The organism is Enterococcus durans (genome assembly GCF_002277935.1).
In the GTDB taxonomy this organism is placed as follows: domain Bacteria; phylum Bacillota; class Bacilli; order Lactobacillales; family Enterococcaceae; genus Enterococcus_B; species Enterococcus_B durans.
The window spans coordinates 2,018,531-2,041,257 of the sequence record NZ_CP022930.1 but is presented as its reverse complement, the minus strand read 5'-3'; the positions used below and the strand labels follow the sequence as shown (position 1 = coordinate 2,041,257).

The window sequence follows — 22,727 nt, the reverse complement described above, 5'->3', positions numbered from 1 at the left end:
TAGTTATCGGCAATTGTCCTGACTGAAAAAAAGAGACCTAAGACAAATGCGGATTTGTCTTAGGTCTCACCATTTCATACAATACCAGATAACCATTTGGTTAACTTACTGTTGATATTATCACAACAAATGTTGTCGGTTACTCCCCTAAGGAGATATTCAACTGTACTATTATCCTACCTGAATATAGGCCAAAAAGCAACCACTTTAGCTTAGTTTACTGGATATTTTCAACCTTGTTTACAAAAATGGCGTTCTTCATTTGTAGGCTTCTTTTTGTTCTCATGCTATACTATTGTTATTGTAAAAAAGGAGGATTTGACTGTGGGAACAAATATTATTTATGTCCTTTATTTGATCAACGTCATCATTGCTTTAGTTATTATTTTGATCAAACCACGTGATGTTGCTGCTATCTGGGCATGGTTACTTGTACTTTTCGCGCTTCCCGGTATTGGGTTTATACTCTACCTTTTCTTTGGGCGTGGCCTGACAGATAAGAAAAAATTCTATTTAAGACAAAGTGACTTGAAAGAATTAGAAAATTTTCAAGATTTCAAAGGAGACACGATCGATCACTATGATCCATTGATGGAAAATCTGGAACATCAACAATTCGTTGATTTTTTCTCTTCACTCAATCGTATGCCACTGACTCGAAAAAATTCGGTCACTTTATTGACAGATGGACAAGAAAAACTGGACGCTCTATTAAAAGATATCAAAGCGGCCAAACATTCCGTCCATATTGAGTATTATGCCTTTGTAACAGACAATATTGGCCAACAGATCTTGTCGTTACTTGAAGAAAAAGCAGCAGAAGGAGTAGAGGTCCGTTTACTGTATGATGCCTTTGGCTCCAACGGAACAAAACCAAAGGACTTCAACAAACTAATTAAAAATGGTGGACACGTTCACACATTTATTACTTCTCAACGTGCATTGCTCCGTTTTCGCCTAAACTATCATGATCACCGCAAAATTGTTGTGATCGATGGAAAAATCGGTTATATCGGTGGTTTCAATATTGCTGATCAATACGTCAACGTAACCAAAAAATTTGGGTACTGGCGTGACACACATCTTCGAATCTATGGAGCTGCAGCATCGCTCTTGCAATTACGCTTTCTAACAGATTGGAATGTTTCAGTTCCTGAACAGAAAAAAGTCGGCTATCATCTTAATTACTTTTTCCAAAAAGAACCAGGGAAAGACTATAAACATGAAAATACATCTATTCAATTAGTATCAAGCGGTCCGAACAATGAACGTGAGCAGATCAAGTTATCCTTCATCAAACTGATCACTTCAGCGAAAAAACGGATTTGGATCCAAACACCCTATCTTGTACCTGATGAAAGTGTACTTGCAGCTTTAAAAATTGCAGCTGCCTCAGGTGTCGAAGTCAAGATCATGATTCCAAACAAGCCCGATCATCCCTTCATCTATCGCGCTACTCAATATTATGCTAGACAATTGATCAAAGAGAACGTGCAGATCTTAGTGTATGAAAATGGATTTCTACACGCAAAGACACTGATCATGGATGATGAAATCTGTATGGTGGGCTCTGCCAATCAAGATATTCGTAGTTACCGTCTGAACTTTGAAACTAGTGCTGTCATTTACGATGCAGACTTCTTGAACCAATTAGCAGACCAATTTTTGGTTGATGAAGAAAAGTGTACACCGATGACAACTGAAACAGTCAAAGAAATGTCTAAGTGGTTATTGTTCAAACAACAAATTTCACGTTTGTTCTCACCAATTTTATAGTCTGGATAAGTTATTCCCAGTATTTTTCATCTAACACTCTTGGTTCTCATAGATCACGTATCAAAACGATCAGCTGTTCGTAAAAAAAGTTGGCTACTCAAAAAAATAGGAAAGCCTATTTTCAAAGTAGTCAACTTTTTTCTATTGGTTTATTTTCATTTTCGACCCAGATATATGTTAGAAATCTGCAGATTCCTTCAATGCTCCAGCTGCCCAATGATTGATTGGTCCATATTTATGCCCTACGTTGATTTCTTCTCGTATCGCAACATTCACATATTCTTTCGCAAAACGAATGGCTTCCTCAACAGATTTTCCTTTAGCTAATTCTGCTGCAATACAAGCAGATAAAGAATCCCCTGTGCCGTTGATACGATCAGTAGGATAAAAAGGTGCACTTAACCAAAATGACTTTCCGGATTCAAGCAAGACATAATCTTTTACGTCTTTTTGGTCTGCATCCTTTAAATGATGCCCTTTGATCATGACATTTTTTGCCCCCATTTGTTGGAGTTCCTTTGCTGCTTGAACGTAATCTTCCTCTTCTGACAATGATCGGCCAGTCAATTTTTCTGCTTCATAAAAATTAGGAGTCAAAACTGTTGCTAAAGGTAAAAGTTTGTCTTTCAAGCTTTGTAAAGCAGATTCCTCTAATAACAGATTGCCATGTTTGGTCACGATCACAGGATCAACGACTAAAGGACCGAAGTCATACTTTTGGTAATTCTCAACAACTGTTTCGATCAATGTAGAATCAGCTAACATCCCTGTTTTTGCTGCTTTTACTTGGTAATCTTCTGCAATCAATGCAAACTCTTTATCAATAAAGTCAGTTGGCAGCGTCACACTTGCGCCAATGCCATATGAGTTTCCTGCCACGCAAGCAGTCATTACAGAGACACCATAAACGCCTCGAGTAAAAAACGTATGCATATCTGCTTGCATCCCGGCACTGCCATCACTATCTGAACCAGCGATGGTCATTACTTGTAAATATTGTTCTTCCATCATGATCATTCCCTTCGTTCTTTTATCTATCATTTTTGATTGATTTTTTCTTTTGCAGTTACTATACCACTACTTTACTCCTACAATCAAATTTATTTGAAAATACTTTGGATTTAGCGTTTTCATACCAATGATAAAGAAATAGACACTAAAAAAACTTTTAAGGAAAAGCAAGAAGCAATTCCTTAAAAGCATTATTATTAATTGATAATGTTATTTAATTACGAGCACATTACATGGTGCATGGTTTACTACATAGGAAGTTGTTGAACCAACTAACGCTCGTTCCACTGCATTTAACCCTGTCGCACCCATCACGATCAAATCGATTGGTTCTTTGGATTCATTGAAGTTTGCGATCAATGTTTTTGGATAACCATATAAAATATATGTCTCGATATCTGTCAATCCTTTTTCAATTGCCAGATTTCGATGCTCATTCATTTGTTTTTCCGCTACTTCATCTAATTCTTCTTGAAGATTTGGTGTCAGGAACCCAAAGTCACCGAAATAGTTGCCAGTCACTTCATTGACATACAAAATGTGCAAAGTTGCTTGATTTCTCTTAGCAGCTGCAATCGCCTCCATAAAAGCCTTTTCAGCTTTTTCCGAACCATCAATTGCAACTAAAATATTTTTATACGCATCTAACATTGTAAACGCCTCCTTGCCTTAATTCTAGCACTATTGAGTCCCCATAACAAATATTTACTTGTATCATTTTTATATAAAAAAAGGCCAGAATAGAAATGAACCTATCCTCAAGAAATAAGCCAAATCCCACGAAAATCATTTTTCAAATTTTTGAAGATTCATGTTTATTTTTTAAGGAGACAATTTCTATTCCCGCCATTTATTCAAATTTCTTGCATACGAGAAACGCTTTTACTTCTGTCATTGCTTCTTTTTATTAGAAGTTCGTTTCTAGAATCCGTTGTTCTTAGCCACTTCGCTGAACCAATGACCAGATTTCTTGATCGTCCGTTTTCCATCTTGAGCAAGATCTACTGCAATAAAACCATAGCGGTTCTTATATGCATTTGTCCATGACCAGTTATCCATGCACGTCCACATATGGTAACCAACACAATTTGTGCCTTCTTCGATTGCTTGATGAACATATTTTAGATGATCCGTAACAAATTCGATGCGGTAATCATCTTCAATCACGCCATTCTCATTGATAAAACGTTCTTCTCCTTCAACCCCCATACCATTTTCGGAAATATAGCATTTGATATTTCCATAATTTTCTCTAGTATTCGTCAAAATATCATAAATTCCTTTTTCATAGATTTCCCATCCACGATAAGGGTTCATTTTTTTATTTGGCAGATCATAATTATCAAAATAATCATCTGGCATAGGACTATTTTTTGTATCCACTGGCGTTTCTTTCGCTTTGATCCGTCGCGGTTGGTAATAATTGATCCCTAATAGATCGACCGTATTTTCTTTGATCGTTTCCAGATCCCCTTCTTTTATCTCAGGTAATAAATCCAATTCTTTGACAATCTTGATCAAGTCTTGCGGAAACTCGCCTTTTACAGCGGGATCAAGGAACGAACGATTAAAGAAAGCATCCGCGATCGTTGCGGCTTTCACATCTTCTTCATTTGTTTCATCTCTCGGGTAGCTTGGTGTCAGATTTAAGATGATCCCGATTTCTCCATCTTGTGCCAATTGGTGATATGCCTTGATCGCTTTGGCACTCGCCAGATTTTCATGATAGCCAACTTGAATAGCCTCTTTCATATTGACATGATTTGGATAATGGAATTGATACAGGTACCCTCCTTCAACTGGAACGATCGGCTCATTGTGGGTAAACCATTTTTTTACAAGATCGCCGAACAAGTCAAAACAAGTAGTCGCATAATCCACATATGCATCGACAGTTTTTCGGTCTAACCAGCCACCATTTTTTTGAAGTGTCAGCGGCATATCAAAATGATAGAGATTCACAAAAGGTTCAATACCATTGTCTAATAGTTCTTTGAAGTACGCACGGTAAAAATCAACTGCAGTCTGATTTACTTCCCCAGTTCCATTTGGTAGTAGACGGCTCCATTGGATAGATGTCCGGAAAGTATTGTGGCCTGTTTTCTTCATCAATTGTACGTCTTCACGGTATTTAGTATAAACCTGACTCGTTTTTTCCGGCCCAACTTGATTGAAAAACTTTTCTGGTTCTTGTTCATACCAGTAATCCCAAATATTCTCTCCTTTGTGATCGCCTTGGATCCTTCCTTCTGTTTGTGGCCCGCTAGCTGCGGAACCCCACCAAAAATTCTCTGGAAATTTATACTTCGTCATTTTTTTGCCCTCGCTTATTTTCTTTTGATACCGTTATGATAACGAATATCAAAAAATAAATCAATACTTTTATAATAAATGACTAGACATTTAATAAAATACCAGTTATACTATTTTTGTAATCGATTACAAAAATAAATTTGAGGTGAAAATAATGAACGGTTTTATGGATAAGCTTGCTCAGAAAATCATGCCTCTAGCAAATATGTTAGGGCGAAATCGTTACTTGACGGTTTTAAGAGACGCATTTATGCTGTCTTTTCCATTAACGATGTTTGGTTCTATCGTGGTAGTTATCAATAATCTTCCATTTTTCAGTGATAGCACGAAAGGAACTTTAACCACTCTATTTGGAAACGGTCAAAATGCAACAATGAGTATCATGTCTGTCTTTGTTACTTTTGGTATCGGCTATTATTTATCGAAATCCTATGACGTTGAAGGTATTTTTGGCGGAGCAGTTTCCTTTGCGAGCTTTTTGATTCTTACTCCTTTTGTCATGACTACACCTGGAGGCGAAGAGGTTTCTGGTGTCTTGTCGCTTGATCGACTTGGCGCTAAAGGGATGTTCATTGGTATGATTGCTGCATTTATTGCAGGTGAAATCTACTGCCGTATCACAAAACGTGGTTGGCAGATCAAAATGCCTGACGGTGTACCACCAGCAGTATCAAAATCTTTTGCTGCTTTGATTCCAGCCGTTGTGACATTAACTGTTTTCTTAGTTATCAACGCGATTATGACTGGTGTCTTCCATGCAAATCTTCATGATGTGGTTTATGAAGTAATCCAAAAACCATTGACTGGATTGGGAAGCAGTTTACCAGCTACATTGATTGCTTTGTTCTTTGTTCAATTCCTATGGTTCTTCGGACTTCATGGTCAAATCATCGTCAACTCTGTAATGGATCCGATCTGGAACACTTTGATGCTTGATAACCTTGAAGCTTATCAACATGGAAAAGAATTGCCACACATCATCACTAAACCATTCATGGAAACTTTTACCGTTGGTATCGGTGGTTCAGGAATGACGCTAGCAGTTGTCCTTTTGATGGCATTTGTTTTGAAGAAAAAACAATATCGTGATGTTGGTCGTCTAGCTCTAGCTCCCGGGATCTTCAATGTGAATGAACCTGTGATCTTCGGGTTACCAATCGTTTTAAACGCAACGATCTTGATTCCTTGGGTCATTGCACCACTGATCGTCACTACATTCAACTACTTGATCATGGCAGCTGGAATCGTACCACCACCAACTGGGGTTTCGGTGCCTTGGACTGTTCCAATCATCGCAAGTGGCGTGTTAGCAACCAATTCTTGGTTAGGCGGGCTCCTTCAAGTTGTTGACTTTGTGATTGTAGCTTTCATTTGGTATCCGTTCCTTAAAATCTTGGATAAACAACCAGACTTGGATGTCTTGTAACAACTGCTTTTACTACATCGAAAAAAGGTCGAGACAAAAGTCATTTAGGTTTGAGAAATTAGGGAGAAAAACGAGCAATACAAAAATGTATTGTTCGTTTTTTTAAATTTCCGAAAAGCCAGACTTTTGGACACCGTTTATTCGAGAGTCTGTAATAAAACTGATTTTCAGATTTTTCCCACAGCTTTTTTAACTATCGACCTTCTTTTTCGATTACTTGTTGTCGAAAAAGATATCTTTAGTTATACTCAATTGTGAGGTGAATAACGTGCCAAAATACGAAGAAATAGCCCATATATTAAGAGAGCGGATTCGTTCAAAAGAATACCCGCCTAATAGTTTTTTACCGAATCAAGTGGACTTGGTGAAAGAATTCGGTGCCAGCCGCATGACGATCAAAAAAGCAATCAACATTTTAGCAATGGAAGGATTGCTTTACTCTCAAAGAGGCTCTGGAACAAAAATATTGAATCATCCTTTTATGGAAAAAGATACTTCTCCTGCCAATGAATACGAAGGTCTAAGCTATCAAATGCATAAACGCCATCGTTCTCTAACAAGTCAAGTGATCCATTTCGACGTGGAGTTTCCGAATGAATATATCCAGGAGCGCTTGATGGTCGATGCAGAACAACCCGTTTATAACATCCATCGCCTACGCATACTGGACAATGAACCTTACATTTTGGAACACACATTTATGCCCGTTAACTTAGTACCTGGCTTAAAAAGAGAACACCTGCTTTCTTCTATTTATGATTACTTGCATAAAGAATTGAATATTCACTTTGCTGGAGCCTATCGCGCAATCTCTGCAGATAAAAGCACCACTTTTGACCAAGAATATTTAAATTGTAGTGAGACCGATCCTGTACTGGAAGTCCAACAAGTCGTCTACTTAAAAGACGGCCAACCTATTGAATATTCCTCAAGTCGTAATCGGTTCGATGTTCGTAATTATTCTGTACTTGATGTCCGTTCTAATTAAAATCATATAGCCCTTGCAAGAAACAGTCGTTTCGTGTAAGGGACTTTTTTTATATCATTCAGCCAATAAAACACAAAGACAAATTAATTGCATTAACTCCCCTCTCCCACTATACTGTATTTATCATCACTTACTTTTTGTAAGTTAACAGGAGGAAGCAGTATGGACACACAAATCAGAGGAATCCACCACGTTACAGCAATGACTTCTAGTGCCACAAAAATCTATCGTTTTTTTACTGACATTTTGGGTATGCGTTTAGTGAAAAAAACCGTCAATCAAGACGACATCGAAACTTATCATCTTTACTTCACAGATGAACATGGAGCACCAGGAACTGATATGACTTTTTTTGATTTTCCAAATCAGGCAAAAGGAAAAAAAGGTACTGATACGATTTCAAGAGCTTCTTTTAGAGTTCCAAACGATGAAGCATTGACATTTTGGCTCGAACGATTTGAAAAATATGGTATCACTCATTCTGAGATCAACGAACGCTTTTCTAAAAAGTATTTAGAGTTTGAAGATTTTGACAGTCAAGCATACCAACTGATTTCAGACGAAAATAACCACGGCGTCGCTTCTGGTATCCCATGGAAAAACAGTAACGTTCCATCAAAATATGGCATTACTGGATTAGGCCCTATTTTTGTTCGAGTCAAAAACTTAGACCATATCCGCGTGATCCTAGAAAACATCTTAGGATTTAAAGAAACAGCTCATTCAGATGCTTTTTATCAATTTGAAGTAGGCGAAGGGGGTAATGGGGCTAGTATCATCATCGAACACCGGACTGATCTTCCAGACGCAATAGAAGGATTTGGCAATATCCATCACTTAGCTTTACGTGTCGCAGATAAAGAAGCGTTGGAACACTGGATTCGCTTGATCAATAAAGTTGATTTACCAAATTCAGGCTTTGTTGATCGCTTTTATTTCCAATCAGAATATTTCTTAGCCGCTTCTCACGTGTTATTCGAATTAGCTACAGATGGACCTGGATTTTTTGGTGATGAACCAACTGAAACCGCAGGAGAGATATTGTCCTTACCACCTTTCTTAGAAGAGAAACGAGCAGAGATCGAAGAATATGTCCGTCCATTCGATACTAGCGATGCGAATAAAAAACGTGAATAACTGTTTTCTATGAGTGAAAAAAGGAGGCGCCCCATGCACTATTTATTCGAAAAAGGTAGCCCTAATGGCAAAAAGTTACTCTTGCTTCACGGTACAGGTGGAGATGAATACTCTTTAATTGATATCGCCCACTTTTTAGCTCCCAATAGCACACTTCTCTCTTTTCGCGGTTCCATTAATGAAGACGGTATGAATCGTTTTTTCAAACGAAATGGATTGAATCAATTTGATTATGAAAGTTTAGAAGAAGAGTCAACAAACTTGCACGAAGAAATCAAAACAATCAGTGAAAACGAACGAATCCCTTTGAGTGACTGGATCGTTGTCGGTTACTCAAACGGTGCAAATATTGCTGCGCATTTGATGTTAGAAAGTCAAACGGGTCTAAAAACAGGCCTCTTTTTCCATCCAATGTCATTAGGTAACCATCAGCAAACCTTTTCATTGGCGGACAAAAAAATCTGGCTTTCCTACAGTGAAGACGATCCTATTGTCTCTTCCACAGCTATTTCTGCTTTAATCAACGAATTTGAAACTCGTCATGCCCAATTGACCGTAACCAACACAAATACAGGACATCAATTGACGATGGAAGAGTTAACCATTGCTAAAGAGTGGCTAGATAAAAATAGTTGATCCCTAGAATAGGAACTTACTAAGAATGATCCGCCAGAAGAAAAACAACTAACCCTGTTTTCTTCTGGCGGATTCTTTTGATGTTAAGTCAAGCAACCTACTAATTTATTAACACGTTTAGAGGCTGGGACAGAAGTGTTTAACTCTGAGAAATAAGAAGAAATTCACGAAAATTGCTTTTCGAATTTTTGTGAATTTCGGCTTATTTAAGAAGGAGTTGCTTCTGCTCCCACCGTTTATTCGTTTTTAAAGAATGAGACAAAAGTGTTTCTTACTTTTGTCCCACGCTCCTTCTTTTTTGCATTTCATTATTTAGAGTTGAGCAATCAAACTATCAGTCTAAACTAGGCGGTGAATCTACTTCTGATACTCAAAAAACGATTCCAAACATGAGTTATCTTCTGACACGACCAAAATAGTGACCCTTAGAGAATCAATTCTCGATGAAACACTGCAATTCCGCATAACCAAATTAAAAATCAGGCAATTCATTTATAAAATGATGATTCACAGACTTCTCTTTTTAAGAGCTCTAAACCAAATCAATTGGATGATTGCAAGAATAATAAAGAAAATAACCAGCATAGCTATAGAAACCATTTTATTATTTGTTGTATTGACAACTCCGCTACCATCGACTTTTCTAAACCACAAGAATAAAATACCCACAACAAAAATGACTAATTCTAAAATATTAACAACCTTCCACAACTTCATATTTTCCACTCCTCTGAATAGTAGTAGAAACGCATAAAGAATGATTGGAATTGAAATAAAATACGCTTCTTCTAATTTCAGCTTCTAAACATCGTTTACCATTTCCATGAATCAATACTAACATAGATTTCTCAACTCGCTTTCCTCTTCTCAAAAGAAAGTGAAAAATAGAAAACCTCATCGATAGAGAAAACGCTTAAAAAATATACTATTCAATACAAAGGAATTACGTTTCTTCATACGGTCTATACGTTTCATGCTTTTGTTCGTATTCACTAATCGAGATGATCATACCTCCATCAAATTCTATGATTGAAACACCATAGAAACTGTATTTTGCTGTCTCTTCAGCATAAAAGTACCACTCCACCACAAAAATATCATCTAAAACATCAAGTATCCGATAGATGTGCCATGCAATAACCCTTTGTTTTGTTCGCATATGACAAAGCCAACTACTGATTTCATCCATACCATGATATACTGGCCCGTAACATTCTCTATACACGATATCTTGATGAAAGTATTCAGGTATTTTGGAAAAGTCTCTTGTGATCCATGAGTGAAAATAGTTTTGAATCATTTTTCTTTTGTCCATAATACTTCTCCTTAGAAATCAATTGTAGTATCTATAAAAAGGTGAAAAATAAAGACTTGCATCAAAGAAATCATAAACCGTTTTCATTCATATCAGAGATAATCATTTGGACCACTTGTTCTTGAGTCATTTCTGACGTGATCAACATTTCATTTGAGAAATTTAATACATCTTTTTCCACCCACCATTTTTTCATACGCTCAGCACCAAATTCTTTTGCTTTTTCTCGTTGTCCATGACGTGCCACAGTTTCTTCAAATGAAATATCATAGTAGTAAGTGTATACCTCATCAAAAAAACGACATAAGTGTTCAAAAATCTCTTTGTAAATGTGAGAACCAAGAATACCTTCAACAATCACTACATCAAATTTATCATATCCAAATTCAGCAATCAGTCGAATTAAATCAGCAGTCGGATTCTCTTTACGATCTTTGACATTTAAAATACCTAAACGGATCTCATCTTGAGAAATGAGCATCACTTTTCCACGTGGAAAATAATTTTGTATAGCCTTAGCAGTAGTTGTTTTGCCACTACCAGAGTTTCCTCTTAAAATAATCAACTTACTCATATGTCTTCTCCTATTAACACGTTCATTTGTTTTCACAAATAAATATAGCATAATATGAAAGAGACACATATTTTTGACAAAAGAGGTTTCCATTGAGTGAAAATGTATTCTCCTATTTTTTTCAAACAAAAAAACACTAACATAAGAATATGTCAGTGTGCCATTACTTTTCCTAGAAACAAAAAGAAAACCCAAACGTAAAACTACGTTTGGGTTAGGATACCGGCGGCCGGGGTCGAACCGGCACGATCGTGAGATCACTGGATTTTGAGTCCAGCGCGTCTGCCAATTCCGCCACGCCGGCGTGATAAAACTGGGGTAGCTGGATTCGAACCAACGCATGAGGGAGTCAAAGTCCCTTGCCTTACCGCTTGGCTATACCCCAAAAAAGAAGGGCGAATGATGGGAATCGAACCCACGAATGCCGGAGCCACAATCCGGTGCGTTAACCACTTCGCCACATTCGCCATAATAAGATATGTTATTTTATTTCTCAATAAAAAACTAAGATGGGTTCATCTTAGTCAATACCGGCGGCCGGGGTCGAACCGGCACGCCCTCAACGGGCACTGGATTTTGAGTCCAGCGCGTCTGCCAATTCCGCCACGCCGGCAAGTTGATTTATTAGTACTAAGGCGGTAACCGGATTTGAACCGGTGATGAAGGTTTTGCAGACCTCTGCCTTACCACTTGGCTATACCGCCATTATACTATTATCAGTCTATAAAGTAAATTATAGAACTGGGGTAGCTGGATTCGAACCAACGCATGAGGGAGTCAAAGTCCCTTGCCTTACCGCTTGGCTATACCCCAAGAAAAGAAGGGCGAATGATGGGAATCGAACCCACGAATGCCGGAGCCACAATCCGGTGCGTTAACCACTTCGCCACAATCGCCATGGCAGGGGCAGCAGGAATTGAACCCACACTAACGGTTTTGGAGACCGCTGTTCTACCTTTAAACTATGCCCCTATTAAATGGAGGAGAGTGGATTCGAACCACTGAACCCTAAGGAACGGATTTACAGTCCGTCGCGTTTAGCCACTTCGCTACTCCTCCATGGTGGCGCGGGACAGAATCGAACTGCCGACACACGGAGCTTCAATCCGTTGCTCTACCAACTGAGCTACCGCGCCAATATTTAAAAATGTATTAATTGAAAAAGAATGACGGTTCCGACGGGAATCGAACCCGCGATCTCCTGCGTGACAGGCAGGCATGTTAACCCCTACACCACGGAACCAATTCATTATGGAGGTTAACGGGATCGAACCGCTGACCCTCTGCTTGTAAGGCAGATGCTCTCCCAGCTGAGCTAAACCTCCATATTTTCAATTAATGACCCGTACGGGACTCGAACCCGTGTTACCGCCGTGAAAGGGCGGTGTCTTAACCGCTTGACCAACGGGCCAGGATAATTCTATTACGGAGAGTAAGGGATTCGAACCCTTGAGACAGTATAAACCATCTACATGATTTCCAATCATGCTCCTTCGGCCTCTCGGACAACTCTCCCGAGTGAAAGAAGCTCATTACTCTTTCTCATAAATGAGAACTCCGGCAGTAGGACTCGAACCTACGACATCATGATTAACAGTCATGCGCTACTACCAACTGAGCTATGCCGGAATATTACCAGCGTGGCGACGTCCTACTCTCACAAGGGGCAACCCCTCACTACAATCGGCGCTAAGAAGCTTAACTTCTGTGTTCGGCATGGTTACAGGTGTATCCTTCTCGCTATCGCCACCACACTGTGGTGTTATCTTTTATTGAGTTTGCATTTTGCTCACTCAAAACTGGATTTGAAGTTTAAGTAATGTCCGAGTTCTTTTCTTTTAACCATTTGGTTAAGTCCTCGATCGATTAGTATCAGTCCGCTCCAACCATCACTGGCCTTCCACTCCTGACCTATCTACCTGATCATCTCTCAGGGATCTTACTTTCTTAAAGAAATGGGAAATCTCATCTTGAGGTGGGCTTCACACTTAGATGCTTTCAGCGTTTATCCCTTCCCTACATAGCTACCCAGCAATGCCCTTGGCAGAACAACTGGTACACCAGCGGTAAGTCCATCCCGGTCCTCTCGTACTAAGGACAGCTCCTCTCAAATTTCCAACGCCCGCGACGGATAGGGACCGAACTGTCTCACGACGTTCTGAACCCAGCTCGCGTGCCGCTTTAATGGGCGAACAGCCCAACCCTTGGGACCGACTACAGCCCCAGGATGCGACGAGCCGACATCGAGGTGCCAAACCTCCCCGTCGATGTGGACTCTTGGGGGAGATAAGCCTGTTATCCCCAGGGTAGCTTTTATCCGTTGAGCGATGGCCCTTCCATGCGGAACCACCGGATCACTAAGCCCGACTTTCGTCCCTGCTCGACTTGTTGGTCTCGCAGTCAAGCTCCCTTCTGCCTTTACACTCTTCGAATGATTTCCAACCATTCTGAGGGAACCTTTGGGCGCCTCCGTTACCTTTTAGGAGGCGACCGCCCCAGTCAAACTGCCCATCTGACACTGTCTCCCACCACGATTAGTGGTGCGGGTTAGAGTGGCCATAACGCAGGGGTAGTATCCCACCAGCGCCTCCATCGAAACTAGCGTTCCGATTTCTACGGCTCCTACCTATCCTGTACATGCGGTACAGACACTCAATATCAAACTACAGTAAAGCTCCATGGGGTCTTTCCGTCCTGTCGCGGGTAACCTGCATCTTCACAGGTACTAAAATTTCACCGAGTCTCTCGTTGAGACAGTGCCCAAATCGTTACGCCTTTCGTGCGGGTCGGAACTTACCCGACAAGGAATTTCGCTACCTTAGGACCGTTATAGTTACGGCCGCCGTTTACTGGGGCTTCAATTCGTACCTTCGCTTACGCTAAGCACTCCTCTTAACCTTCCAGCACCGGGCAGGCGTCAGCCCCTATACTTCATCTTACGATTTTGCAGAGACCTGTGTTTTTGATAAACAGTCGCTTGGGCCTATTCACTGCGGCTGATCGAAGATCAGCACCCCTTCTCCCGAAGTTACGGGGTCATTTTGCCGAGTTCCTTAACGAGAGTTCTCTCGCTCACCTTAGGATTCTCTCCTCGACTACCTGTGTCGGTTTGCGGTACGGGTCATTGTTTTCTCACTAGAAGCTTTTCTTGGCAGTGTGACATCAGGAACTTCGGTACTATTATTTCCCTCCCCATCACAGCTTATCCGTGTAGACAGAAGCATTTGACTCCTATCAAGACTTACTGCTTGGACAGACATTTCCAATCGTCTGCATTCCTTAGCCTCCTGCGTCCCTCCATTGCTCAAACAAAAACAACGAGTACAGGAATATCAACCTGTTGTCCATCGCCTACGCCTGTCGGCCTCGGCTTAGGTCCCGACTAACCCTGGGCGGACGAGCCTTCCCCAGGAAACCTTAGTCATTCGGTGGACAGGATTCTCACCTGTCTTTCGCTACTCATACCGGCATTCTCACTTCTAAGCGCTCCAGCAGTCCTCACGATCTGCCTTCAACGCCCTTAGAACGCTCTCCTACCAATACACCTCATGGTGTACTCCACAGCTTCGGTAATATGTTTAGCCCCGGTACATTTTCGGCGCAGGGTCACTCGACTAGTGAGCTATTACGCACTCTTTAAATGGTGGCTGCTTCTGAGCCAACATCCTAGTTGTCTGTGCAACCCCACATCCTTTTCCACTTAACATATATTTTGGGACCTTAGCTGGTGGTCTGGGCTGTTTCCCTTTCGACTATGGATCTTATCACTCACAGTCTGACTCCCGGATATGAATGAATGGCATTCGGAGTTTATCTGAATTCGGTAACCCGAGATGGGCCCCTAGTCCAAACAGTGCTCTACCTCCATCATTCTCAAATCCGAGGCTAGCCCTAAAGCTATTTCGGAGAGAACCAGCTATCTCCAAGTTCGTTTGGAATTTCTCCGCTACCCACACCTCATCCCCGCACTTTTCAACGTACGTGGGTTCGGTCCTCCAGTGCGTTTTACCGCACCTTCAACCTGGACATGGGTAGATCACATGGTTTCGGGTCTACGACTACATACTCAAACGCCCTATTCAGACTCGCTTTCGCTGCGGCTCCGTCTCTTCGACTTAACCTCGCATGCAATCGTAACTCGCCGGTTCATTCTACAAAAGGCACGCCATCACCCATTAACGGGCTTTGACTTGTTGTAGGCACACGGTTTCAGGTTCTATTTCACTCCCCTTCCGGGGTGCTTTTCACCTTTCCCTCACGGTACTGGTTCACTATCGGTCACTAGGGAGTATTTAGCCTTGGGAGATGGTCCTCCCGGATTCCGACGGAATTCCTCGTGTTCCGCCGTACTCAGGATCCTCCTAGGTGCCTTCCAAATTTCATCTACGGGGTTTTTACCCTCTTTGACTGACTTTTCCAAGTCATTCGATTATCTGAAAGAACTACCATATTGGAGTCCTACAACCCCAATGAGCAAGCTCATTGGTTTGGGCTTTTCCCGTTTCGCTCGCCGCTACTCAGGGAATCGAATTTTCTTTCTCTTCCTGCAGGTACTTAGATGTTTCAGTTCTCTGCGTCTACCTCGAATGCGCTATGTATTCACGCAAACGTAACATCCTATAAAAGATGTTGGGTTTCCCCATTCGGAAATCTCTGGATCATAGCTTACGTACAGCTCCCCAAAGCATATCGGTGTTAGTCCCGTCCTTCATCGGCTCCTAGTGCCAAGGCATCCACCGTGCGCCCTTATTCACTTAACCTTATCAACCTTGCGGTTGGGTTTTGATCTTTCTTCTAGCGATAGAAGTCCGATCAAGAAAATAAGCAATTGAACTTATTAAAAAACTCATTCAACGCGGTGTTCTCGGTTTGTATTACTTAATTTACTTCAAATATCCAGTTTTCAATGAACAAAATAATTTAACAACATACGTTGTTAATGGAGCCTAGCGGGATCGAACCGCTGACCTCCTGCGTGCAAAGCAGGCGCTCTCCCAGCTGAGCTAAGGCCCCGATCTAAATTTTGAGTAGACCTCTCAAAACTGAACAAAGTATAAAACAACCAGTGTAGTCTCCGTAATATTCCTTAGAAAGGAGGTGATCCAGCCGCACCTTCCGATACGGCTACCTTGTTACGACTTCACCCCAATCATCTATCCCACCTTAGGCGGCTGGCTCCAAAAGGTTACCTCACCGACTTCGGGTGTTACAAACTCTCGTGGTGTGACGGGCGGTGTGTACAAGGCCCGGGAACGTATTCACCGCGGCGTGCTGATCCGCGATTACTAGCGATTCCGGCTTCATGTAGGCGAGTTGCAGCCTACAATCCGAACTGAGAGAAGCTTTAAGAGATTAGCTTAGCCTCGCGACTTCGCGACTCGTTGTACTTCCCATTGTAGCACGTGTGTAGCCCAGGTCATAAGGGGCATGATGATTTGACGTCATCCCCACCTTCCTCCGGTTTGTCACCGGCAGTCTTGCTAGAGTGCCCAACTAAATGATGGCAACTAACAATAAGGGTTGCGCTCGTTGCGGGACTTAACCCAACATCTCACGACACGAGCTGACGACAACCATGCACCACCTGTCACTTTGCCCCCGAAGGGGAAGCTCTATCTCTAGAGTGGTCAAAGGATGTCAAGACCTGGTAAGGTTCTTCGCGTTGCTTCGAATTAAACCACATGCTCCACCGCTTGTGCGGGCCCCCGTCAATTCCTTTGAGTTTCAACCTTGCGGTCGTACTCCCCAGGCGGAGTGCTTAATGCGTTAGCTGCAGCACTGAAGGGCGGAAACCCTCCAACACTTAGCACTCATCGTTTACGGCGTGGACTACCAGGGTATCTAATCCTGTTTGCTCCCCACGCTTTCGAGCCTCAGCGTCAGTTACAGACCAGAGAGCCGCCTTCGCCACTGGTGTTCCTCCATATATCTACGCATTTCACCGCTACACATGGAATTCCACTCTCCTCTTCTGCACTCAAGTCTCCCAGTTTCCAATGACCCTCCCCGGTTGAGCCGGGGGCTTTCACATCAGACTTAAGAAACCGCCTGCGCTCGCTTTACGCCCAATAAATCCGGACAACGCTTGCCACCTACGTATTACCGCGGCTGCTGGCACGTAGTTAGCCGTGGCTTTCTGGTTAGATACCGTCAAGGGATGAACAGTTACTCTCATCCTTGTTCTTCTCTAACAACAGAGTTTTACGATCCGAAAACCTTCTTCACTCACGCGGCGTTGCTCGGTCAGACTTTCGTCCATTGCCGAAGATTCCCTACTGCTGCCTCCCGTAGGAGTTTGGGCCGTGTCTCAGTCCCAATGTGGCCGATCACCCTCTCAGGTCGGCTATGCATCGTGGCCTTGGTGAGCCGTTACCTCACCAACTAGCTAATGCACCGCGGGTCCATCCATCAGCGACACCCGAAAGCGCCTTTCAAATCAAAACCATGCGGTTTCGATTGTTATACGGTATTAGCACCTGTTTCCAAGTGTTATCCCCTTCTGATGGGCAGGTTACCCACGTGTTACTCACCCGTTCGCCACTCTTCTTTTTCCGGTGGAGCAAGCTCCGGTGGAAAAAGAAGCGTACGACTTGCATGTATTAGGCACGCCGCCAGCGTTCGTCCTGAGCCAGGATCAAACTCTCATAATAAAAGTTAGAACAATCTTGCGATTGTTAAGCTCAATTTGTTTGCTAGCATATTGCTTGCTTGTTAAAAATGTTTGTTGTCTTGAATCGATCAAGACGCCCTACACATTTAGTTTGTCTTACTTTGTTCAGTTTTCAAAGGTCTAATCTTTTTGTTTTAACAACTCTTATATCTTAACAGATTCTTAAGTTTCTGTCAACAACTTTCTTTCAAAAGTTTTTTTCGAATTGTTTGCCGTGTTCTTAACGACTTGATTATCTTATCACGTTAGTTGTTATTTGTCAACAACTTTTTCCGTTGATATAAAAGACTTTCAAGCGTCCATTTCTAAAACGACTTCGTTATTATAACACGATTCAAAATGTTCGTCAACATCTTTTTTTATGAAATGTAACTAGATTTTGAATATCGTTTTGTCAGAACAAATAATAATATATCAAGTACTTAAGTAAAATGCAATAGAAAAAATACATTTTTTTCTATTATTTCAAAACACGAATATTCGCCGATACAAACGTGTTTTTTAACATTTTTTTCCTTATTTAAGCAACTTTTTCACTCGATATCGTCTGAAAAGTTCGGTTAGCCATAAAGTATTTTTACCTTCTATTCTTTCTCCCGTCCGTTTTTGTCTTTTTATTCGTCCTTTACAAAATAAAAAAACAAGCAAGGCACTTTCCTTACTTGTTTTCTTTTTTGATGATTGGAATGAAAATCCTAAAAATCGTTCCTTGGCCAACCACACTTTCTGCAATAATCTTCCCTTTGTAACTTTCTACTAATTGTTTGGCAATCGAAAGGCCTAAGCCATTGCCACCTTTTGTCCGTGCTCTTGCTTTATCCACTCGGTAGAATCGATTGAATATCTTATTCAGATCTTCTTGCGGTATCCCCTCTCCAAAGTCTTGGATAGCAATTTCAAACTCATTCAAAGTAGATGAAATCGAGATATGCACTTCTTTTCGATCTGTAGAATATTTTACAGCATTATCCAAAATAATTATGATCAATTGCTCGAAATGATTGCGATAGATCTGCAAAGTCACTTCTTTTGTCAAATCATCATCTAATGTAATAACGTAGTCCGGATAAAGTATCTTGAAGTTATTATACACTTGGTATGTTACTTCTTTCGCTAAGGTCGTCTCGTTTGCATAGTGGATGTCCACTTGTTCTGCTCGAGAAAGGTCCAGCATTTCTTGTACCAAACTTTTCATTCTGCTGATTTCTTGCATACTTGCAGCTAATGATTCTTCAAGTATTTCGGGATCATCTTTTCCCCAGCGATTCAGCAAGCTTAAATGCCCTTCAATAATCGCGACAGGCGTTCTCAACTCATGAGAAACATCTTCTACGAATTGTTCTTGCTGTTCGATATATAGACGCATGCGATCGAGCATTTCATTGAATATCTCTGCTAAGTCGGCTAGTTCATCGTTTGTGTCTATCTCAGGCATGTGAATATCCGACTGTGGATCTTTTCGAATCGTATCCATCGTATCTCTCAAGACCTTCAATGGTTTCAAGAAATAAGAGGACAGGAAAAAACCTAATATGCTGCTCAAGATCAACGAAACGATCTCTAAGACTATCAGCGTCAACAAAAGCTTGTTGCGGATATCATAAAAAGAAGAAAGCTCGTAAAAACTTTGAGCGTACCCGATTTTTTCTCGTGTTTCTTTGGAATAGATCGGTTGTACCGAAAGGAAGCCAGTCTTTCCATCCAAGGTAACGATCGTTGGGACTTTCCGTGTTGCTTGGATCAATGAACGGTCTTTCTCATGTGTTTTAAAAATCAATTTTTCATCTAGATCATATACATATAAGTCCATTGATTCTTGGCCTAATTCTGAAATAAAAGAATCGATCTTCATCAAATTCCCTTCAATGATCGAAGTATCATTCACACTACCATCTCGATCCCTTGAATTTGTCAAGTTTCGATAAGTGTTGACTAGTGTTAATTCCTCATCTGAGTTAGCCAAGCGAGAAGTAACCTCTGAGATCGTTCTTTCTACATTGTTTCTTTCTTTTGCAACGAGAAGGTTGATCGATGACTTATACGTGATGACTGCGAAAATAGTAAACACTACAAATATAAAGAAAGAACTTGCAAAGGCCCACTTGATAGTCAAGGAGGGACCTTTAAGTTCTCTTTTTTCTGATTTTTTTTGTTTTATCACGAGCGCATCACATAACCTGTTCCACGAACTGTTTGGATATAGCTTTCTTCTCCAGGAACATCAATTTTATTACGAAGGTAACGAATATAAACATCTACAACGTTTGTTTCGACTTCTGTTTCATATCCCCATACTTTATTTAACAAAACGTCACGTGCTAACACAACATTGACATTTTCCATCAGCGTAAGTAATAGTTCGTATTCACGTTTTGTGAGTTCGATCACTTCACTGCCACGTCGTACGACACGATTTTCTTTTTCAATCGTCAAATCACGATAAGTAATTGTTGTTTGTTTCGCTACATTTTTGTCGCCTTCGATATCGATTCGACGTAATAATGCACGTAAGCGGGCTAACAATTCTTCGATTGCAAATGGTTTAACGATATAGTCATCTGCTCCATGGTCTAATCCGGAAACGCGATCAATGACTGAATCTCTGGCAGTCATCATAATGATTGGCGTATTCTTCACTTGATGCACTCGTCTGCAGACTTCTAGTCCATTTAATTCTGGCAACATCAAGTCCAACAAAATAGCATCCCATTCATTGTTCAGGGCCGCATCTAATCCTGTACGTCCATTATAATGAACTTCTGCATTATAGCCTTCATGCTTTAATTCCAACTCGACAAATCGAGCCAAGTTCTTTTCATCTTCAATGATTAGAATATTACTCATTAATCTTTTTTCCTTTCTCTCTACGTGCTTATTCAAAACTATATTATTATACCGATAATCTATTTAAAAATCTACATTCATTTTAGCATGGATACAAATTTTTAAAAAGAGCTGAAGTCCTTTCATATCGATCGACTTCAGCTCTTTCGTCATTTTTTATTCAATCATTCGCGAAAAGTAGAAAGATTACTCTTCATGATACCAAGAATAGTGGAAGATCCCTTCTTTATCCACACGTTCATACGTATGAGCACCAAAATAATCACGTTGTGCTTGGATGATGTTTGCTGGCAAGCGTTCTGCTCTATAAGAATCAAAATAGGCAATTGCAGAAGAAAATGTTGGGACAGGTACACCAGCTTGGACAGCTAATGCAACGACATCTCTGACAGCCTGTTGATATTTTTTAGTGATATCCACAAAATAGTCATCTAACAAAAGATTTTCGATATCAGGTTCTTTATCATAAGCGTCTGTGATCTTTTGTAAGAAACGTGCACGAATGATACAACCAGCACGCCAGATTTTAGCGATCTCACCAAATGGTAGATCCCATCCGTATTCTTTAGAAGCTACCCGTAATTGCGCAAATCCTTGAGCGTAACTCATGATTTTGCTGAAGTAAAGAGCTTCACGGATTTTCTCAACAAGTTCTTTTTTATCTCCTGTAAATTCAAAGTCGTTTGTACGAGTTAGAATTTTACTTGCTTGCACACGTTCTTCTTTGTAGGCTGAAATGTAACGTGCAAAAACTGATTCTGTAATCAAAGGTAATGGAACACCTAGATCTAGCGCACTTTGACTTGTCCATTTACCTGTGCCCTTGTTTCCTGCTGCGTCTAAAATGACATCAACGATCGGTTTACCCGTACCTTCATCGTCTTTTCTCGTTAGAATATCCGCAGTGATCTCGATCAAGTAGCTATCTAATTCCCCTTGATTCCATTCCTTGAAGATATCTGCCATCTCATCTACTGAAAGGCCTAAGATATTTTTCATCAAGTCATATGATTCAGCAATCAATTGCATATCGCCATATTCGATACCATTGTGTACCATTTTTACATAATGACCAGCACCATTAGGGCCGATGTAAGTAACACAAGGTGCGCCATCTTCTGCTTTAGCAGAGATCTGTTCTAAGATCGGTGCAACTAATTCATACGCTTCTTTTTGTCCGCCGGGCATGATTGAAGGGCCTTTTAACGCGCCTTCTTCTCCGCCGGAAACACCGGTACCGATAAAGTTGATCCCTGAATTTGCAAGTTCTTCATTACGGCGAATCGTATCTTTGAAGAATGTATTTCCGCCGTCAATCAAAACGTCTCCTTTATCCAAATGAGGAAGCAATTCTTGGATCGTTGCATCCGTTGCTGGACCAGCTTTGACCATTAAAAGAATTCGGCGAGGTTTTTCGATTGAATCTACAAATTCTTCGATTGTGTAAGTCGCTTTGAAGTTTTTATCTGGATGTTCCTCCACCACGGCAGTTGTCTTTGAACCCGTACGATTGAATAAGGCAACTGAATAGCCACGGCTTTCAATATTAAGGGCTAAGTTTTTACCCATTACGGCCATACCGACAACGCCGATTTGTTGTTTTGACATATGAACTCCTCCTACATGTGGGATGTTCTCCCTAATCTCTCTCATTATAGCTTAACATTGCCTCATTGCAAACCAAAGAAGCACATATTTTTATGTTGCAACTCTTTTCGTCATAGAAAACTTAAATTTCCTCGATTTTTGAATAAGGAACAAAAAATAAACCTCAAGGCTCCATGGTTAGCCTTGAGGTTTTTACATTTTCTAATTAAAATGTATTAAGCTTCTTTAGACATTACGTCCTTACCATCATAGTAACCACAATTTGCACATACGTGATGGCTTTTTTTCATTTCACCACAGTTAGGACATTCGTTTAAACCTTTGATTGTCAATTTGTAGTGTGTACGACGTTTTGCTTTTTTAGCTTTTGATGTTCTTCTAGCTGGTACTGCCATTTTGCTACACCTCCTTGTAAAGTCTTGCATCATA

Annotated in this window: 15 protein-coding genes, 16 tRNA genes and 3 rRNA genes; 5 read left to right on the top strand and 29 right to left on the bottom strand. The window is 40.8% G+C overall.

Features of this window, described 5'->3' with window-relative positions; all coding sequences use genetic code 11:
* Window positions 1-324 precede the first annotated feature (324 nt).
* Entirely contained in the window at window positions 325-1,776 is a 1,452-nt protein-coding gene (gene cls / locus CJZ72_RS09755; RefSeq protein ID WP_081134448.1) for a cardiolipin synthase, read from the top strand.
* Window positions 1,777-1,953: 177 nt separating this feature from the next.
* On the opposite strand, the gene thiD is transcribed toward cls, so the two are convergent.
* The 3 genes from thiD to CJZ72_RS09740 all read right to left on the bottom strand — a co-directional run bounded on the left by thiD (window position 1,954) and on the right by CJZ72_RS09740 (window position 5,100).
* Window positions 1,954-2,784, bottom strand: coding sequence for a bifunctional hydroxymethylpyrimidine kinase/phosphomethylpyrimidine kinase (thiD, locus tag CJZ72_RS09750; protein WP_095444044.1), 831 nt, complete (start codon window positions 2,782-2,784; stop codon window positions 1,954-1,956).
* Between the two features lie 213 nt (window positions 2,785-2,997).
* Complete coding sequence (locus tag CJZ72_RS09745; RefSeq protein WP_081134450.1) at window positions 2,998-3,438, bottom strand: universal stress protein; 441 nt, start codon at window positions 3,436-3,438, stop codon at window positions 2,998-3,000.
* A 270-nt stretch (window positions 3,439-3,708) separates the two neighbouring features.
* Window positions 3,709-5,100: a glycoside hydrolase family 1 protein gene (locus CJZ72_RS09740; protein WP_081134451.1), complete on the bottom strand. Its 1,392-nt coding sequence runs from the start codon at window positions 5,098-5,100 to the stop codon at window positions 3,709-3,711.
* Between the two features lie 154 nt (window positions 5,101-5,254).
* Here CJZ72_RS09740 and celB point away from each other — a divergent pair, with 154 nt between their 5' ends.
* The 4 genes from celB (at window position 5,255) to CJZ72_RS09720 (ending at window position 9,287) form a co-directional block, all read left to right on the top strand.
* Entirely contained in the window at window positions 5,255-6,526 is a 1,272-nt protein-coding gene (gene celB / locus CJZ72_RS09735; RefSeq protein WP_081134452.1) for a PTS cellobiose transporter subunit IIC, read from the top strand.
* A gap of 268 nt (window positions 6,527-6,794) precedes the next feature.
* Window positions 6,795-7,514 carry a GntR family transcriptional regulator gene (locus tag CJZ72_RS09730; RefSeq protein WP_005878504.1) on the top strand — a complete coding sequence of 240 codons (720 nt, stop codon included), beginning with the start codon at window positions 6,795-6,797 and terminating at the stop codon, window positions 7,512-7,514.
* Window positions 7,515-7,676: 162 nt separating this feature from the next.
* Entirely contained in the window at window positions 7,677-8,651 is a 975-nt protein-coding gene (locus CJZ72_RS09725) for a ring-cleaving dioxygenase (RefSeq protein ID WP_081134453.1), read from the top strand.
* A 33-nt stretch (window positions 8,652-8,684) separates the two neighbouring features.
* Complete coding sequence (locus CJZ72_RS09720) at window positions 8,685-9,287, top strand: alpha/beta hydrolase (RefSeq protein WP_081134454.1); 603 nt, start codon at window positions 8,685-8,687, stop codon at window positions 9,285-9,287.
* Window positions 9,288-9,794: 507 nt separating this feature from the next.
* Here CJZ72_RS09720 and CJZ72_RS09715 read toward each other — a convergent pair.
* The 26 genes from CJZ72_RS09715 to rpmF all read right to left on the bottom strand — a co-directional run bounded on the left by CJZ72_RS09715 (window position 9,795) and on the right by rpmF (window position 22,693).
* Complete coding sequence (locus CJZ72_RS09715) at window positions 9,795-10,004, bottom strand: DUF3923 family protein (RefSeq protein ID WP_005878492.1); 210 nt, start codon at window positions 10,002-10,004, stop codon at window positions 9,795-9,797.
* A gap of 226 nt (window positions 10,005-10,230) precedes the next feature.
* Complete coding sequence (locus CJZ72_RS09710) at window positions 10,231-10,602, bottom strand: nuclear transport factor 2 family protein (protein ID WP_081134455.1); 372 nt, start codon at window positions 10,600-10,602, stop codon at window positions 10,231-10,233.
* 70 nt (window positions 10,603-10,672) lie between these two features.
* A complete protein-coding gene (locus CJZ72_RS09705; RefSeq protein WP_081134456.1) occupies window positions 10,673-11,176 on the bottom strand; it encodes an AAA family ATPase in 504 nt (167 codons plus the stop codon).
* Between the two features lie 220 nt (window positions 11,177-11,396).
* Window positions 11,397-11,480, bottom strand: a tRNA-Leu gene (locus CJZ72_RS09700).
* Between the two features lie 9 nt (window positions 11,481-11,489).
* Window positions 11,490-11,561: transfer RNA gene (locus CJZ72_RS09695), tRNA-Gln, on the bottom strand.
* Between the two features lie 9 nt (window positions 11,562-11,570).
* Window positions 11,571-11,643, bottom strand: a tRNA-His gene (locus CJZ72_RS09690).
* Between the two features lie 61 nt (window positions 11,644-11,704).
* A tRNA-Leu gene (locus CJZ72_RS09685) sits at window positions 11,705-11,789 on the bottom strand.
* 20 nt (window positions 11,790-11,809) lie between these two features.
* Window positions 11,810-11,880 (bottom strand) — tRNA-Cys (locus tag CJZ72_RS09680).
* A 37-nt stretch (window positions 11,881-11,917) separates the two neighbouring features.
* Window positions 11,918-11,989, bottom strand: a tRNA-Gln gene (locus CJZ72_RS09675).
* A 10-nt stretch (window positions 11,990-11,999) separates the two neighbouring features.
* Window positions 12,000-12,072: transfer RNA gene (locus CJZ72_RS09670), tRNA-His, on the bottom strand.
* Between the two features lie 2 nt (window positions 12,073-12,074).
* A tRNA-Trp gene (locus CJZ72_RS09665) sits at window positions 12,075-12,148 on the bottom strand.
* A gap of 6 nt (window positions 12,149-12,154) precedes the next feature.
* Window positions 12,155-12,235, bottom strand: a tRNA-Tyr gene (locus CJZ72_RS09660).
* Window position 12,236: 1 nt separating this feature from the next.
* Window positions 12,237-12,312 (bottom strand) — tRNA-Phe (locus CJZ72_RS09655).
* A 34-nt stretch (window positions 12,313-12,346) separates the two neighbouring features.
* A tRNA-Asp gene (locus tag CJZ72_RS09650) sits at window positions 12,347-12,419 on the bottom strand.
* A 9-nt stretch (window positions 12,420-12,428) separates the two neighbouring features.
* A tRNA-Val gene (locus CJZ72_RS09645) sits at window positions 12,429-12,501 on the bottom strand.
* 14 nt (window positions 12,502-12,515) lie between these two features.
* Window positions 12,516-12,587 (bottom strand) — tRNA-Glu (locus CJZ72_RS09640).
* A 15-nt stretch (window positions 12,588-12,602) separates the two neighbouring features.
* A tRNA-Ser gene (locus CJZ72_RS09635) sits at window positions 12,603-12,691 on the bottom strand.
* Window positions 12,692-12,731: 40 nt separating this feature from the next.
* Window positions 12,732-12,805, bottom strand: a tRNA-Asn gene (locus CJZ72_RS09630).
* Between the two features lie 9 nt (window positions 12,806-12,814).
* Window positions 12,815-12,930, bottom strand: a 5S ribosomal RNA gene (gene rrf / locus CJZ72_RS09625).
* Window positions 12,931-13,022: 92 nt separating this feature from the next.
* A 23S ribosomal RNA gene (locus CJZ72_RS09620) occupies window positions 13,023-15,936 on the bottom strand.
* 180 nt (window positions 15,937-16,116) lie between these two features.
* Window positions 16,117-16,189 (bottom strand) — tRNA-Ala (locus CJZ72_RS09615).
* A 77-nt stretch (window positions 16,190-16,266) separates the two neighbouring features.
* Window positions 16,267-17,826 (bottom strand): 16S ribosomal RNA (locus tag CJZ72_RS09610).
* Together the 16S, 23S and 5S rRNA genes with 16 tRNA genes alongside form the textbook arrangement of a ribosomal RNA operon.
* Before the next feature lie 678 nt (window positions 17,827-18,504).
* On the bottom strand, window positions 18,505-20,007 hold the full coding sequence (locus CJZ72_RS09605) for a HAMP domain-containing sensor histidine kinase (protein ID WP_005875039.1): 1,503 nt from the start codon (window positions 20,005-20,007) through the stop codon (window positions 18,505-18,507).
* Complete coding sequence (locus CJZ72_RS09600) at window positions 20,004-20,690, bottom strand: response regulator transcription factor (RefSeq protein WP_095443797.1); 687 nt, start codon at window positions 20,688-20,690, stop codon at window positions 20,004-20,006. The genes CJZ72_RS09605 and CJZ72_RS09600 overlap by 4 nt, the downstream gene beginning before the upstream one ends.
* A 186-nt stretch (window positions 20,691-20,876) precedes the next feature.
* Window positions 20,877-22,298, bottom strand: a complete 1,422-nt coding sequence (gndA, locus tag CJZ72_RS09595) for an NADP-dependent phosphogluconate dehydrogenase (protein WP_005875035.1) — start codon at window positions 22,296-22,298, stop codon at window positions 20,877-20,879.
* A 215-nt stretch (window positions 22,299-22,513) separates the two neighbouring features.
* Window positions 22,514-22,693, bottom strand: a complete 180-nt coding sequence (rpmF, locus tag CJZ72_RS09590; protein WP_002290970.1) for a 50S ribosomal protein L32 — start codon at window positions 22,691-22,693, stop codon at window positions 22,514-22,516.
* Window positions 22,694-22,727: the final 34 nt, after the last annotated feature.

What these genes read in the sequence shown, in the direction of transcription:
- thiD (WP_095444044.1), bottom strand. Translation starts at nt 2,784, where the DNA reads ATGGAAGAACAATATTTACAAGTAATGACCATCGCTGGTTCAGATAGT.
- CJZ72_RS09745 (WP_081134450.1), bottom strand. Translation starts at nt 3,438, where the DNA reads ATGTTAGATGCGTATAAAAATATTTTAGTTGCAATTGATGGTTCGGAA.
- CJZ72_RS09740 (WP_081134451.1), bottom strand. Translation starts at nt 5,100, where the DNA reads ATGACGAAGTATAAATTTCCAGAGAATTTTTGGTGGGGTTCCGCAGCT.
- celB (WP_081134452.1), top strand. Translation starts at nt 5,255, where the DNA reads ATGAACGGTTTTATGGATAAGCTTGCTCAGAAAATCATGCCTCTAGCA.
- CJZ72_RS09725 (WP_081134453.1), top strand. Translation starts at nt 7,677, where the DNA reads ATGGACACACAAATCAGAGGAATCCACCACGTTACAGCAATGACTTCT.
- CJZ72_RS09720 (WP_081134454.1), top strand. Translation starts at nt 8,685, where the DNA reads ATGCACTATTTATTCGAAAAAGGTAGCCCTAATGGCAAAAAGTTACTC.
- CJZ72_RS09715 (WP_005878492.1), bottom strand. Translation starts at nt 10,004, where the DNA reads ATGAAGTTGTGGAAGGTTGTTAATATTTTAGAATTAGTCATTTTTGTT.
- CJZ72_RS09710 (WP_081134455.1), bottom strand. Translation starts at nt 10,602, where the DNA reads ATGGACAAAAGAAAAATGATTCAAAACTATTTTCACTCATGGATCACA.
- CJZ72_RS09705 (WP_081134456.1), bottom strand. Translation starts at nt 11,176, where the DNA reads ATGAGTAAGTTGATTATTTTAAGAGGAAACTCTGGTAGTGGCAAAACA.
- CJZ72_RS09600 (WP_095443797.1), bottom strand. Translation starts at nt 20,690, where the DNA reads ATGAGTAATATTCTAATCATTGAAGATGAAAAGAACTTGGCTCGATTT.
- gndA (WP_005875035.1), bottom strand. Translation starts at nt 22,298, where the DNA reads ATGTCAAAACAACAAATCGGCGTTGTCGGTATGGCCGTAATGGGTAAA.
- rpmF (WP_002290970.1), bottom strand. Translation starts at nt 22,693, where the DNA reads ATGGCAGTACCAGCTAGAAGAACATCAAAAGCTAAAAAAGCAAAACGT.